Raw genomic sequence first — 12987 nt, 5'->3', positions numbered from 1 at the left:
TTTTTGAACCACATAAAAACAGATCAATATGAATTTCCCGGCTGAATTAAAATACACCAAAGACCACGAGTGGGTAAGAATTGAAGGCAGCGAAGCCTACATCGGTATCACTGAGTTTGCCCAGGGCGAATTGGGCGACATCGTTTATGTCGACATTCCTACAAAAGGAAAAGAAGTACACAAGGAAGAAGTTTTTGGGACTGTTGAAGCAGTAAAAACAGTATCTGATCTGTTCATGCCGCTTACCGGTACCGTTGACGGCACTAATCCTGCGCTTGACAGCCAGCCCGAACTGGTAAACTCTGATCCATACGGCGAAGGCTGGATGGTAAAGATCACCGTTAAAGATGCTTCTGAAATTGACGGCCTGCTTTCGGCTGATGCTTACAAAGCTTTGGTTGGCGCCTGATTGAATGATGAAATTTTCTAAATATCAAAGGCCCACTGTTTTGTGGGCCTTATTTGTTTTAGTGATGTGCTCCATCAAAATTGGAGACAATATAACGCACGAGCCATTATTCTTTCCGGGGTTTGACAAACTGGTACACTGCGGGTTCTTTTTCTTGCTGGTAATTTTATGGTGCAATGGTATTATCAGGCAACAAAATGGCCGGCTGATATCGTATAAGACCGCAGCAATCGTTACTTTTATTTCCATAGTATTTGGCGGTCTGATTGAGTTATTACAACTGACCATATTTACCTGGCGAAGCGGCGAATGGCCCGATCTTTTTGCCGATGCAACAGGTGCCTGTATGGCTATTTTAGGAGTGATGACAATTGACAGGGCAAAAAATTATGAAAAAAGTTAAATACCTGGTTATTCTGATAGCGGCAGCAAGCCTTTCATCATGCGGCATCTTTAAAAAAGACTGCGGATGCCCGCATTTCGGCAAAGTGAAAGCCCACACTAAATCCATCAACAACATTTCTTAACCGGCTAAAAAATCAGGATAATATCATATTCTCATTTATTTTGTCCTTATTTGGATTTAATTTAAATAAGATTTACATTTGTTCAGTTTAAGTATTAAGAACATGAAGCTTTCACAACTTGAAGTAGGAGAAACAGGAATAGTTAAGGAGTTTACCGACCTGGAAATGTCGGTGAAGTTGATGGAGATGGGATGTTTACCGGGCGAGCAGATCACCGTTTCGCGCGTTGCCCCTCTTGGCGACCCAATTGCTATTCATGTTTCTGGTTATCAATTAAGTCTGCGCAGAAAAGAAGCTTCAACTATTATCCTGCAGTAATTTTTAACAAGTGGATGCTGATATAAAAGTAGCGCTTGTAGGAAATCCAAATACCGGTAAATCAACGCTCTTCAATGTTTTAACCGGGCTCAATCAAAAAATCGGAAACTTTCCGGGTGTAACTGTTGATAAAAAGACAGGTTTTTGTGATCTGCCTGACGGCCGCCGTGCTGAAATAATAGATCTTCCCGGCACTTACAGTCTTTATCCTAAAAGCAGGGACGAATCTATTGTGTTCTCTGTTTTGGCTGATAAGGCCAATCCGCTGCGTCCTGATTTGGTAGTGGTTATTCTTGATGCCTCCAACCTAAAAAGAAATTTATTACTCTATACCCAGGTTGCCGACCTGAAGCTGCCCGTAATAGTTGCTTTGAACATGATGGACCTGGCTAAAAAGTCGGGTATTACTATTGATGTCAATGCATTTGCGCAAAAATTGGGCGTACCTGTAGTCCCGATCTCGGCAAGAAAAATCGAGGGTATCGATCAGCTTAAATCTGCTATAAATTATGCTAATAAGGTAGCCCTACAAGAGGATACGATTGATGTAGAATCCCTCGCCCCCCAACTCATCGCACAGATCGGCAAAGAGATCGAGGTGGAGAACCCGTATTATGCTCTGCAATTGGCGCATCAGCATGAGACACTTAAATTCTTAAGTCCCACACAAAGCGACCGTATTGAAGAACTGGAGCAGGAATTCAGTTTCCATTCACAAAAAGCACAAGCTACAGAAACCATAGCACGATACAGCTTCATTAATGATCTGCTGTATGATACGGTAAAGAAAAATGAAACTGCACAGGAAGAAAATATCAGCAATAAAATTGATAAGATATTAACTCACCGGGTTTTCGGTTTCGTTATATTTTTCGCCATCCTGCTGTTTATTTTTCAATCGATATTTGCATGGTCGGCCTACCCGATGGAATTGATTGGTGATTTCTTTGTATGGCTGCAGTCGTCATTGCACCGGGTTTTACCTGCGGGGCCACTAGTAAGCCTGGTGGTTGATGGTGTGCTGGGCGGGTTAAGCGGGGTGATGGTTTTTATACCGCAAATCGCTATTCTTTTTGGGTTCATCTCCATATTGGAAGATACCGGCTATATGTCACGCGTCACTTTTATGATGGACAGGTTGATGCGGAAGGTGGGGCTAAATGGTAAATCGGTAGTGCCGCTTATCGGTGGTTTTGCCTGTGCCGTTCCGTCAATCATGAGTACGCGTACGATTGAGAACTGGAAGGACAGAATGATCACCATTATGGTGACGCCATTGGTGACCTGCTCTGCACGTTTGCCGATCTATACGCTGCTAATTGCTTTGGTTGTTCCCAATCGCAATATATGGTGGATATTTAATTTGCAGGGATTAGTATTGACTGGCATGTACTTGTTCAGTTTGGTATCTGCTATTACCGTGGCTTTTGTGATGAAATTTTTATTGAAATCGCGTGAGCGTGGTTACTTTATAATGGAATTGCCAGTTTATCGTATGCCGCGCTGGAAGAATGTTGGACAGGATATGTACAATCGTGCAAAGGCCTTCGTATTGCAGGCTGGTAAAGTGATAGTAGCGGTATCGGTTATCCTTTGGGTACTGGCATCTTATGGTCCAGGAAATCGCTTTGAAAGGATCGAGCAAAAATACAAGCAACCACAATATTCCCGGCATATGAACGCAGACGATCTGCATCATGCGGTTGCTTCCGAAAAGCTGGAAAACTCATACGCAGGTGTGTTGGGCCATGCTATTGAGCCTGTGATTAAGCCCCTCGGCTTCGACTGGAAGATCGGCATTGCACTCATTACTTCCTTTGCTGCCCGAGAAGTGTTTGTAGGTACCATGGCAACTATTTACAGCGTGGAAGGTGATGCCGAGAAGATGGAATCGGTTCAGCAAAAAATGGCCACTGCCAAAAATCCTGACGGGCAGCCTGTATTTACTGTGGCTGTTGCTTTCTCACTCATGATGTTTTACGCCTTTGCCATGCAATGCGCCAGCACCATGGCCGTAGTATACCGCGAGACGAAGAACTGGCGTTGGCCGGCTTCGCAGTTCGTTTATATGACCGGGCTGGCTTACATTGTAAGTTTTATTACCTACCATTTATTGAGGTAAAAGGTTAAAGGCGAAAGCTGAAAGGTAAAAGGCCTTTAATTCTCACTAAAACAAACCTTTGACCCTTCGCCTTTAACCTTTCACCTCAAAATAGTATTTTTGAAAAGAGGTAAAATTGGATAAGGTAAAAGTTTTAGAAAGATATCTCCCTCCACGGGCGGCGCCGCTGATAGCCCGCTGGATCGATTACTTTCAATGTGAGTTTAAGATTTCCCGCAACCGGAACAGTAAGTTTGGTGATTACCGCCCGCCACATGGCGGAAAGGGACACCGTATCTCCGTAAATTATGATCTGAATGTTTATGCGTTCCTGGTGACCACCGTTCATGAGTTTGCACACCTGCATACCTGGAACGAGCACAAGCACAAAGCCAAGCCGCACGGCACGGAATGGAAAGCCAATTTCAAAAAAATGATGCAGCCGTTTTTTGAGAAGGAAATATTTCCTCCTGATGTAAAACATGCAATAGTAAAATATCTGAACAACCCAGCTGCATCAAGCTGTACGGATCTGCATTTGTATAAATCATTGCGCTTATATGATGCTCCAAAGCCGGAGACACATCTCACAGTTGATAAAATACCAATGCATTCCCTGTTTAAGTTAAAAAATGGCCGCGTATTCAGGAAGGAAGAGAAACTGCGTAAACGCTATAAATGTACCGAGTTAAAAACTAAGCGGGTGTATTTATTTAGTCCTATAGCGGAGGTGGAGTTGGTGGAGGCTTAAAGGTCTTTTGCGGGTACGTGGGTTATTTTGCCCTTTACCATAATAACTAAATCACCGTTAATCTTTTTACGCTCCTGAATAAGCTTTTTTACAGCAAGACGAGAGCCTTCTATTATTTTATTGCGAATCTCTATATAATTCGAATCATTTGTGCTCATGGCTGATTTTATTAATTATAGTCCAAATTTCGCTATTAATTACCTGATATACAACTTCGTTATGGCCTTCAACTACTAATTGAGATTGCGAGGTGGAATTGTCAAGCACAAACCAATTATCGGATAATTGAAAATATATATTAACCAGATTGTTTATTCCCCTATGGTACCTTCTTATGATTACATCTTCAGGAATAGAATGGCCACCATTCTGCACTCTTGATTTAACTCGTTCAATCGCCATTTCAGGACTTGGTAACCAAAAGAATAATAACCATACTTTATAATTGTTTATCTTAGCTAGTCTAATCAAAGAGGCGTAGCTTTTGGTAGATAATGTCGTTTCAAAAGCAAAATCGACCTGATCATTAATCAGCTTCTTTATCCTGTCCAACATTATCCTTCCTGCCTCAAAAGCTACTTTTTCTGGTTGAAGCGGGGAAAGGCCCGCCGCTATAGAATCGGCATTAACGAATTCATAGCAGTTCAACATATCTGGTAAAAAGCTCAGTGATGCCGTCGTTTTGCCAGCACCATTACATCCTGCGATGATATATAAATTTGGCATTAGTAACTAATTAATTTCTCCATCATTTCCTCCAGCCTCGCTTTCGCCAGAAATTGGTCTTCTAGTGCTTTATTCATTGGTATGGCAGTATCCAGGCTGGCGCAGCGCATAACAGGTGCATCAATATAGTTGAAGCAATGCTCAGCAAGGTGGGCAGCTATTTCGCCACCAAAGCCGTTGGTTAAAGTATCCTCATGTAATATCAAAACACGACCGGTCTTTTTTACACTGTTTTCAACTGCTTCTTTATCCCATGGTTGCAATGAGCGCAAATCAACAATTTCAATTGATTCATCGGGATGAGCTTTTGCATAATCTAATGCCCAATGAACGCCTAATCCATAGGTAATAATACTTGCTTGTTTACCTTCCTTGACTATTCGTGCTTTACCTATCTCAATTGTATAAGGCTCATCAGCTATATCCTCGCTGATACTGCGGTATAAATATTTATGCTCGAAATAGATCACCGGGTTAGGGTCTTCAATAGCAGCTAATAATAAGCCTTTTGCGTCCGATGGAAATGCAGGGCAAACCACTTTCAGCCCGGGAGTCTTAGTAAACCATGCTTCATTACTTTGTGAATGAAATGGACCGGCACCCGTCCCGGCTCCAGTAGGCATGCGGACCACCACATCTACATTCTCTCCCCAGCGGTAGTGGGTTTTTGCCAGGTTGTTTATAACCTGGTTAAAGGCGCAGGTTACAAAATCTGCAAACTGCATTTCGACAACCGATTTATAACCATTGATTGATAAGCCCATGGCAGCGCCCACAATTCCCGATTCACAAATAGGTGTATTGCGTACTCTTTCATGACCAAATTCTTCTACAAAGCCTTGCGTAATCTTAAATGCACCACCATACTCAGCAATATCCTGTCCCATCAACACCAGCTTATCAAACTTTTGCATCCCCTGGCGCAGGGCATCGCTTATAGCGTCAATATATCTTTTGTTTGTTTTGGTGATGGAAGGTTGTAAGGTTGAAAAGTTATAAGGTTTATACATATCCCTGAGCTCAGTTTCTGCATCGGGAATTATATCCGGTTCACTAAATACCTTTTCAATTTCGATATCGATCATCGTGGTAAATCCGCCTTTGATCACTTGTATTGATTCATGAGTCAGCACACCCTCGTCTAATAAAAACTTCTCAAAATTGCTTATCGGGTCTTTCTCTTTCCATTCGTCAAACAAATGCTGGGGCACATATTTGGTTCCCGATGCTTCTTCGTGGCCACGCATGCGGAAGGTCATACATTCCAGCAAAACAGGTCTCGGATTTTGGCGGATATCGGTTGCGATCTCATTAATTGTATGATAAACTTCCAGGATATTGTTGCCATCTATCGTACGCCCTTCAATACCATAACCTATTGCGCGGTCGCTCAATCGCTCACATTTGTACTGCTCGTTAACCGGCGTAGATAATCCATAACCATTATTTTCGATCAGGAATATCACCGGTAAGTTCCAAACAGAAGCCACATTCAGCGCTTCATGAAAATCGCCTTCGCTGGTGCCTCCTTCGCCTGTAAAAACTAATGTTGCCCGATGCTTTTTGCTTAGCACATCAGCCAAGGCTATGCCATCAGCTAAAGCCATCTGCGGCCCCAGGTGAGATATCATTCCGATAATTTTATATTCCTGCGTACCGAAGTGAAAGGAGCGATCACGCCCTTTTGTAAAGCCTGAGGCTTTTCCCTGCCATTGCGCCATCAGTCTTGAAAGCGGAATATCTCTCGTAGTAAATACGCCAAGATTACGGTGCATAGGCAGGATATATTCATAGGGCTGCATGGCCAGCGTACTGCCCACGGCAATGGCTTCCTGGCCGATCCCAGAGAACCATTTGCCGATGCGGCCCTGTCTCAGCAGGATCAGCATTTTTTCTTCAATTAGTCTCGGCCATAATAAAGCTTTATAAAATGAGACTAATTTGTCATTATTGACGTTTTTACGATCAAAAACCATAAAGCTAAACTACTGAAGTTTTTAAAACTTTGTATGTTTACATGATTTCTATCTTAACCATATGAAACATACTTATATTTTTCTTCTCTGCATCTTTTCGCTCATCGTAACCAAAGCTTCTGCCCAGGAGGATTATGTCCTGCTGCCTGAAAACTTTGTTATACATAAAGGAGACAAACTCAACTTGCACTTAATCCGGGCTAATCAATTTTCGATGACCGATGAACTGAAATACGAAGCATCAAAAACAGCAAAATTTGGCATCCAAAATGGTAAAAAAGAAACCGATTTGCTAACCGTGGCAAAGGATAGTGCATCGCCTATCATTTCCATGCCGATGGAGGCTGAAGATCTTCAAACTATCCACATGGTCAGAAAATCGGTCACTGACGATATAGAAGCAGACGATTTTATCAAGCTACTTGAAGATGAGGGTTATACGCAATATGCTGAAAAAGCAAAAAATGGCAGCAAGGATAGCTTCCGCGAGAAATATACCTGGTACCTGAAATCACTTGTTGAGGTTGAAAAAAATAGTCCGAACGGATTTGATAAACCATTGAATGATGAGTTTGAGATCGTGCTGAAAGATAACCCTTATAAAGGCAACTACGGTGCGGATATTATCGCGCAGGTACGATTAAAAGGAAAACCTGTACCCAATGTAGTTGTGCTATTCTACATCAGAACTCTCAAAGGCAAAGATGTGTTTGCACAAAAACTATCATCTGATAAAGAGGGGCAGATATACTTTAAGCTAAGCCGGGAGGGCATTTACCTTTTACGCGCCGTATACACCGAACCATCTAAAGAAAAGGGAGCCGATTTTGAAACCTGGATGAGTACTTACACCTTCGGTTTTACAAGCAGTAATGAGATGCCGAATACATATAAGGAATTTGGATTCGGGAATAAACATTAATTTAAGTCGAAAGTCTTAAGTTCTGAGTCAAAAGTCAACTTATGACTATCGACTTTAGACTTAAGACTCCTCTTTACTACGTTCCTGCCACATTTTGCTGAATGATTTATCGGCAACTTTTGGCATTTCGCGAAGGTGACCCCAGGTTTTCTTGAAGAATAGACTCATTAACCTATTTTTGGTTTTACCGCTGAAAAAGTCAGTTAGTTTGCGGCTTAGCATGCCTTTTTGCCAGATGGCCCATCCCCATTTTTCTTTTTTGGTGACAATACCTTCTTTCACCGCATCACGGCGATTGAGCAGCAGCATTTTGTGGATGTCGATCTTCACCGGGCATACTTCCGTACATTTACCACATAGACTGGATGCATAACTGAGATGCTTAAAGTCTTCCATACCCTTCATGTGCGGAGTAATAATAGAGCCTATTGGTCCGCTGTAAGTGGTCTCATAAGTATGTCCGCCGATATTCTTATAAACCGGGCAGGCATTCAGACAAGCGCCGCAACGGATGCAGTATAATCCTTGTCGCTGATCTTTCTGAGCAAGTAAATTAGTACGACCGTTGTCCAATAATACCACATACATTTCCTCCGGTCCATCTGTTTCATTGGGTTGGCGGGGGCCGCTCAGAATAGTGTTGTACACCGTCATATTCTGACCTGTTCCGTGAGTTGCCAGCATCGGCCAGAATGTATCCAGATCGGCTATAGATGGGATCATTTTTTCGATGCCAACCACAGCAATATGTATCTTGGGAAAACTAACGCTCAAACGAGCGTTACCTTCGTTTTCACTAATGGCAATGCTGCCGGTGTCGGCTATAATAAAGTTGGCGCCGGTGATGCCTACATCTGCACGAACGTATTTTTCGCGAAGAAGCTCACGGGCTTTTAGGGTCAGCTGTTCAGGAGTAGCATCTATCGGTGTACCAAAACGCTCGTTGAATAGTTTTGCAATATCCTCTTTAGAAAGATGCATTGCAGGGGTAACGATATGATATGGTCGCTGACCCAATAACTGTACTATATATTCGCCTAAATCGGTTTCGAGGGATTCGATATGATGACTTTCAAGGAACTCGTTTAGTTTAAGTTCTTCGGTCACCATCGATTTGGACTTCACGACGGTTTTTGCACCTGCTTTTTGGATGATACTTAATATCTCGCGGTTGGCTTCTTCGGCATCGTTGGCCCAGATTACTTTGCCACCACGTTTCAGGAAATTTGATTCAAACTCCGGAAGGTATTTATCCAGGTTTTCCATCACCTTCCATTTGATCACATGGCCTTTGCGCTTGGTATTTTCGAGATTGATGAGGCGTGACAAACCCCGGTTAACTGCCGCATCGTACTTACCAATATTGTAATTGATAATACGGCGGTGATCCATATCAAACGCCTTATCCTCAGAGGCAACCAAAAACTCTTCTGCGATATGTCCCATTCGGCTAAGGTAAGGATTTTGGTTGAGCAGTTGAATGGTTAAGTAGTTGATTGGTTGATTAAGTAAGTTGGTTAAGAAAAAAGGCATACGAGATATAGAAATCTCGCATGCCTTTTAGTTTTTTAACTTATGATGACTAAGTCAATTCTGTTGAGTGATTGTCGTAATTACTTAACTATTCAACCACTTAACTAATCAACCACTCACTTGCTTGCGGGCGCATCAACTACAGGACGTTTATTCCTGTTGGCAAGTTCCCATCCGGTATAATAAACCAGCGTTGCACGCTTAGCCAGTAGCGGGAAGTTGATCTTACTTACTTCATCTCCAGGCTGGTGGTAATCATTATGAACTCCGTTAAAGTAGAAGATGATCGGTACACCGTGTTTAGCAAAATTGTAGTGGTCCGAGCGGTAGTAGAAACGGTTCGGATCGTTGGGATCGTCGTATTTATAATCCTGTTCGATATTAACATATTTTTTGTCTGCGTCTTCGTTTATCTGATGCAATTCCTTGCTCAGCATAGCCGAACCGATGGTGTATACATAATTCGCTGAATCCGGCTTGCCGATGTAATCATAACCAACACGACCGATCATATCGATATTCAGATCGGTAATGGTATTGGCTAATGGGAACACAGGATGATCAGTATAGTACTCTGAGCCTAATAACCCTTTTTCTTCTCCTACGTTACCAAGGAAAAGAATGCTTCTGCGCGGACCATGTCCTGCTTTTTTAGCTTCTGAAAATGCACGTGCAATTTCCAGTATGCCGGTGGTGCCTGAGCCATCGTCGTCAGCGCCATTGTTTACCTTATCCTTTGCGTTCGGGTCTGCAACCAAACCGATGTGGTCATAATGCGCTGAGAAAACCAGCACTTCGTCTTTCAGGTCGGTGCCAGGCATGAAACCTAATACATCAACCGCTTTTACATCTTTAGTATCGGTATGGATGTTTAGTTTGATATCTGCTTTCAAAGTTTGAGAAGCGCCCGTTTTGATCTGATCATAAGTCTTGCCAGTTGATTTCAGGATTTGATCAGCAACAGCAGGAGTGGTATTTAAAACTGGAGCCTGTGTACTTGCTGGTTTAGCTGCATCTGCTTTGATGGATAAACGAGGCGCGGTTGCACCGGCACCTAATCGTTTAAGCACATTAGCGATTTCACCGTTCACTGCCAATATCAAAGCAGGGTTTTTGCTCTGGAGGTTTTTTACGATTTGGGTACGTGCGTTTGATAAACGGTAGCTGGTATTTGGAGTTTTTCCTGCTTCAGGTTTATCCTCATTCACCCATAACAATACTTTGTTGGCAAGATCGGTATTATCTATTTCGGCATCGGTACCATAGCCGATAAACACAACTTCAGATGCGTCTACTGGTTTGTCAGAAGCTGCTCCTCGTGACGCAACGAAATCTTTGCCATTTGCAAAGTCTTGCCCATTAATTGAAAATGCAATTTTGGTAGAGTTTTCAGTCAAAGGCACATCCAAAAAGTAAGAGCCATTAACCGGAGCTTGTAAGCCTAATTTTTTGAATTCACCTGCAATGTAATTGGCAGCTTTATCAGCACCAGGTTTGCCGGTTTCGCGGCCTTCAAAAGCGTCTGATGCTAAAATGCTCAGGTGTTTACGTGCATCTTCGGCGCTGATGTATTTCGCATACTTCTGCGGATCGCCGGTGTTTTTTTGTGCATAGGCGCACGCAGTAAGCGAAAGCGCAGCCATGCATAAGGATAGTTTTTTCATTGTTAGTTTTTATGTTCAGTTAATAATTGAGACTTCGTTGCTCTTTTCTTAAAGAGTGTTTAAATTTTAACAAAATAATAAAATATGTCATTTCGACGAACAGGGAAGGACAAGAGCGGTAGCGTGAGGAGAAATCTTATACAATATACAAAGTTCGTTATGCCAGTCGTATAAGTTTTCTCATCCGCGCCACAACACAGGCTTACTCTGCGGATTCGAAATGGTACTTTATTTTAAACAATTTAGAATTTAGAACTTAGCGTTTAGAGTTTCTCCTCAACACGCAATTTTGTTCACCCTGTTGGCGTGACGTCCGCCTTCAAATTCAGTTGCAAGGAAAGTCTTAACGATGTTTTCGGCTTCCTCTATCGAGATAAAACGGGCAGGGATACACACAATGTTGGCATTGTTATGCTTGCGGGCCAACGAAGCCAGCTCTTCATTCCAGCAAATTGCTGCACGGATGCCCTGGTGCTTGTTGGCTGTAATGGCTACGCCATTAGCGCTTCCGCAAACCAGTATGCCGAAATCAGACTCGCCATTCTCTACTGCAGACGCAACCGGGTGAGCAAAGTCAGGATAATCAGCTGATGCTGACGAGTAAGTGCCAAAATCTTTCAGGTTGTCCGTATTCAGCCATTTGGCAATCGCTTCTTTGTAATCAAAGCCGGCATGGTCTGCACCAATCGCAATCTTCAGGGTGTTATTCATCACTCAAATCTATTATAAAATTTAAGCGACTAAGGTAAAGATTTTGTTAGAAAGGCGCTATGAATTATGCAGCATCCACTTCTTCTGCCTGCTTTTTCTTTCTTTTCTGAACAGCGCTGGCTACGCCTATACTCAATTCATATAATAAGTATAATGGGATAGCAACTACAGTCATCGTCAGCATGTCAGGAGTTGGTGTTACCACCGCAGCAATGATCAGGATGATCACAATTGCATAACGGCGGCTTTCCTTCATAAATTTAGGTGTCAGTATACCCAAATTCGAAAGGATATAAACCAATATAGGCAATTCAAAAACCAAACCTGTTGCAATAGTCAATGTGGAAACAGATGATATATAGGAATCTATAGAGAATAAATTCTGAATGCTGGAACTTACTGTGTAACCTGCCAGGAAGTTAAGTGACACCGGTGTGATCACAAAATAACCGAACATCACACCGCATAAAAATAAAATAGAAGCATAGAAAACAAACCCGCTGGCGGCTTTCCTTTCCTTCTCGTGCAATGCGGGCTTAACAAACAGCCAGATCTCATACAATAAATAAGGGATACCCAATACCAAACCGATCATTAAAGATGAATCGATCTGTAAGGTAAACTGACCGGCCATTTCTGTATTGATCAATTGGATATTGATCTTACCGGGGCACATATCACGGTGAAGGAATTTACCAAGGTCGCACATCATCCTGAAAGTCCAGAAGTCGGACTTGCTGGGCGCCATAATGATGTTATCGTAAATCCAGCTGTAAAAAGCGAAAACAACAATGGTAAATACAACAATGGCCAGTGCCGAGCGGATCAAATGCCACCTTAATTCTTCCAAATGGTCAAAAAAGGACATTTCGCCTTCCAGATTCTTGCTTTTATCCTTTATTGCCTTTATCAGCTTATCACTTGTTTTACTCATTGCCGTACAAAAATAGCATTCCGATGTTCAGAATGCTATTTACGATTTATTTTATTACCGAAGATTGTTTATTTGGTGAATTCAAAGGTTTCCATAAACTTAGTGGTAAAGTTACCGGCGCGGAAGTTAGGGTCCTGCAGTAATTTTAAATGGAAAGGTATGGTGGTTTTGATGCCTTCAATCACAAATTCGCTCAAGGCGCGCTCCATGGTGCTTAAAGCTTCTTCGCGTGTTTGCGCCACGCAAATTACTTTAGCGATCATTGAGTCGTAGTTCGGTGGAATTACATATCCTGAATACACGTGTGTATCAATCCTCACACCATGGCCACCCGGAGAGTGGAAATTAGTGATCTTACCAGGTGCAGGACGGAAGTTATTAAAAGGATCCTCTGCATTGATACGGCACTCTATAG

The 12987-nt window shown here is 42.4% G+C and carries 14 protein-coding genes and 1 pseudogene; 7 read left to right on the top strand and 8 right to left on the bottom strand.

Features of this window, described 5'->3' with window-relative positions:
- The first annotated feature begins 28 nt into the window (after positions 1-28).
- From gcvH to VIM89_RS14330, 6 genes are all read left to right on the top strand, one after another.
- Positions 29-409 carry a glycine cleavage system protein GcvH gene (gene gcvH, locus VIM89_RS14355; RefSeq protein ID WP_488156858.1) on the top strand — a complete coding sequence of 127 codons (381 nt, stop codon included), beginning with the start codon at positions 29-31 and terminating at the stop codon, positions 407-409.
- A gap of 4 nt (positions 410-413) precedes the next feature.
- Entirely contained in the window at positions 414-812 is a 399-nt protein-coding gene (locus VIM89_RS14350; RefSeq protein ID WP_488156857.1) for a VanZ family protein, read from the top strand.
- Positions 799-936 carry a hypothetical protein gene (locus VIM89_RS14345; RefSeq protein WP_488156856.1) on the top strand — a complete coding sequence of 46 codons (138 nt, stop codon included), beginning with the start codon at positions 799-801 and terminating at the stop codon, positions 934-936. The genes VIM89_RS14350 and VIM89_RS14345 overlap by 14 nt, the downstream gene beginning before the upstream one ends.
- 102 nt (positions 937-1038) lie before the next feature.
- Entirely contained in the window at positions 1039-1254 is a 216-nt protein-coding gene (locus VIM89_RS14340; RefSeq protein ID WP_488156855.1) for a FeoA family protein, read from the top strand.
- A gap of 10 nt (positions 1255-1264) precedes the next feature.
- Complete coding sequence (gene feoB, locus VIM89_RS14335) at positions 1265-3376, top strand: ferrous iron transport protein B (RefSeq protein WP_488156854.1); 2112 nt, start codon at positions 1265-1267, stop codon at positions 3374-3376.
- 115 nt (positions 3377-3491) lie between these two features.
- A complete protein-coding gene (locus VIM89_RS14330; protein WP_488156853.1) occupies positions 3492-4106 on the top strand; it encodes a SprT-like domain-containing protein in 615 nt (204 codons plus the stop codon).
- Here the strand turns inward: VIM89_RS14330 and VIM89_RS14325 are convergent.
- The 3 genes from VIM89_RS14325 to VIM89_RS14315 are packed head-to-tail and all read right to left on the bottom strand — an operon-like array spanning position 4103 to position 6808.
- Entirely contained in the window at positions 4103-4264 is a 162-nt protein-coding gene (locus tag VIM89_RS14325) for a hypothetical protein (protein ID WP_488156852.1), read from the bottom strand. The two genes, VIM89_RS14330 and VIM89_RS14325, sit on opposite strands and share 4 nt — an antisense overlap.
- Positions 4251-4832: an ATPase gene (locus tag VIM89_RS14320; RefSeq protein WP_488156851.1), complete on the bottom strand. Its 582-nt coding sequence runs from the start codon at positions 4830-4832 to the stop codon at positions 4251-4253. The genes VIM89_RS14325 and VIM89_RS14320 overlap by 14 nt, the downstream gene beginning before the upstream one ends.
- A complete protein-coding gene (locus tag VIM89_RS14315) occupies positions 4832-6808 on the bottom strand; it encodes an alpha-ketoacid dehydrogenase subunit alpha/beta (RefSeq protein WP_488156850.1) in 1977 nt (658 codons plus the stop codon). The genes VIM89_RS14320 and VIM89_RS14315 overlap by 1 nt, the downstream gene beginning before the upstream one ends.
- 61 nt (positions 6809-6869) lie before the next feature.
- Between VIM89_RS14315 and VIM89_RS14310 the strand changes: the two genes are divergently transcribed.
- Positions 6870-7730 carry a DUF4198 domain-containing protein gene (locus tag VIM89_RS14310; RefSeq protein ID WP_488156849.1) on the top strand — a complete coding sequence of 287 codons (861 nt, stop codon included), beginning with the start codon at positions 6870-6872 and terminating at the stop codon, positions 7728-7730.
- Positions 7731-7790: 60 nt separating this feature from the next.
- Here the strand turns inward: VIM89_RS14310 and VIM89_RS14305 are convergent, their stop codons facing one another.
- The 5 genes and pseudogenes from VIM89_RS14305 to VIM89_RS14285 all read right to left on the bottom strand — a co-directional run.
- Positions 7791-9176 carry a LutB/LldF family L-lactate oxidation iron-sulfur protein gene (locus VIM89_RS14305; protein ID WP_488156848.1) on the bottom strand — a complete coding sequence of 462 codons (1386 nt, stop codon included), beginning with the start codon at positions 9174-9176 and terminating at the stop codon, positions 7791-7793.
- Positions 9177-9379: 203 nt separating this feature from the next.
- Complete coding sequence (locus VIM89_RS14300; protein ID WP_488156847.1) at positions 9380-10927, bottom strand: M28 family peptidase; 1548 nt, start codon at positions 10925-10927, stop codon at positions 9380-9382.
- A gap of 276 nt (positions 10928-11203) precedes the next feature.
- Positions 11204-11638, bottom strand: a complete 435-nt coding sequence (gene rpiB / locus VIM89_RS14295) for a ribose 5-phosphate isomerase B (RefSeq protein WP_488156846.1) — start codon at positions 11636-11638, stop codon at positions 11204-11206.
- A 64-nt stretch (positions 11639-11702) separates the two neighbouring features.
- Positions 11703-12572, bottom strand: coding sequence for a twin-arginine translocase subunit TatC (gene tatC / locus VIM89_RS14290; RefSeq protein ID WP_488156845.1), 870 nt, complete (start codon positions 12570-12572; stop codon positions 11703-11705).
- 68 nt (positions 12573-12640) lie between these two features.
- A pseudogene (locus VIM89_RS14285) lies at positions 12641-12987 on the bottom strand (acetyl-CoA carboxylase biotin carboxylase subunit); the annotation flags it as partial.

It is taken from the genome of Mucilaginibacter sp., from assembly GCF_036568825.1.
GTDB lineage: Bacteria > Bacteroidota > Bacteroidia > Sphingobacteriales > Sphingobacteriaceae > Mucilaginibacter.
Note: the sequence above shows the minus strand (reverse complement) of the source record. Positions and strands in the feature narration are given on the sequence as shown.